Genomic DNA, 1,508 nt, shown 5'->3' on the forward strand with positions numbered 1-1,508 from the left:
ATTCGAAGGCAGAATGTAAGCCACGATAGGACATCCAAGAGCGTTTTGCAAACCTGGAAAAAACGAAAACGGTTTGTCCGGCCGGATGTCGGCCTCGCGAGGCATGTAACTTAACTTATGTTGTTTTGCCGTGACAGACCGCGGACGTATAGGATGCGACGGTCTGGCCCGGCCGGTGCCGAAGACAATGAGGAGTTGATACGAGATGTTATTAAGCAATGCAGGACAAACAGAGCACGAGCCCTAATGTCGTCTGCGTATGGATTCGAGCTTTTACGCCGCGAGCCTGTACTCGTAGTAGGGCTGGTTACGGTCATCTAGAATTGCGTACTGAGCTTCAAGGTTATGCGGGTCGGGATTCAGCCACGCGTCAATGTGCTCCGGCTTGATCGGGATGATGCACCGGTCGTGGCCGGCCAGTGAGATTCCGGGGGCGGGTCGTCGGTCACCGCGGCGAACGACAGCAGGTCAGGCAGGCCCTTGCCTTGCCAGTGTGACCACAGGCACGCGATCAAGATGTCCTGCGGTGGGTTCGGCTTGAACTGCAGCACGACGTTTTCGTCTTTCTCGTCTTCGGCCAGCGCGCGGTTCTCAAGCCGTTGGCGACTCACGTTTTCGTAGAACGAGCTCACCAGCATGAGTCCGTGCGTATGGCCGAATTGCCCCTTCCAGAAGCCTTCGAGATTGTCACGTCGCGCGTTATAAGTCCCCGGTACTTCGTATCGTAGAACGCCGGCTTACCTGCCGGGCGGCACTGATATCGCATGGGTGCAGATTCGATCCGACCTCACAGAGGGGCACGAGGGGCTCGCCATTAAACACGAAGTGAGACATAGCGAGGAACTGTTTCTCGCGTGCGCTTACGTATCTTTCTTTCTCAAATTCATCCGAGAATACGTATGGATCTCGCTCAGGTGCCGGATCCCCTTCGTACACAGGCGGTCCACCGGTCGGTCCGCGCCGCTCGATCGAAGGCATGTTCAGACTCCAACCCATGCCTCACCGATACCGGAAGCGGAACTGTAGTGCAAGCCTATATCCGGCTGTGCCGCGCCGCGGGCCATCGGATACTCAATCGAAATACTCGCTCGAAGCACGCCAGAAGACGGCTCGACAGTCACCATTTGAAGCGCCCCGGCGAAAACCGGAGCGCTCGACTCAGTGAAACTTGCACCCACTTGCCCCATGGTTTCAGAATAGGCAGTCGGTAGGATCGCGAGCCCCACCACAACAAAGACCACGAGTCTCACGATGGTGCGGACGAAGTGCAATAGCATCTAAACCCCCGACTGCAATGAGCGGACGTTATGGAAGCCAAAGAACTGCTATTGAACATACCTTGCAGACTCTTTGCGTGGCAGGCAGGTTCTGAGCTAGGGTTAATTCATGTAGAAAGCCCACCTCGGGCGAGTCGCAGCCGTCTCGAAGTGTTTTCCGGAGCCGAGCCCGCGATATCGAATCGCAATGCGACGCGACGGCTTCTCGGAAGGTTTCAGCTATCTCCCTGA

The 1,508-nt window shown here is 56.4% G+C and carries 1 pseudogene; it reads right to left on the minus strand.

The window, feature by feature from the left end:
- Positions 1-273: 273 nt before the first annotated feature.
- Positions 274-769: pseudogene (locus P0D89_RS52890) on the minus strand (SOS response-associated peptidase family protein); the annotation flags it as partial.
- Positions 770-1,508: the final 739 nt, after the last annotated feature.

The organism is Paraburkholderia sp. RL18-085-BIA-A (genome assembly GCF_046027075.1).
In the GTDB taxonomy this organism is placed as follows: Bacteria; Pseudomonadota; Gammaproteobacteria; order Burkholderiales; family Burkholderiaceae; genus Paraburkholderia.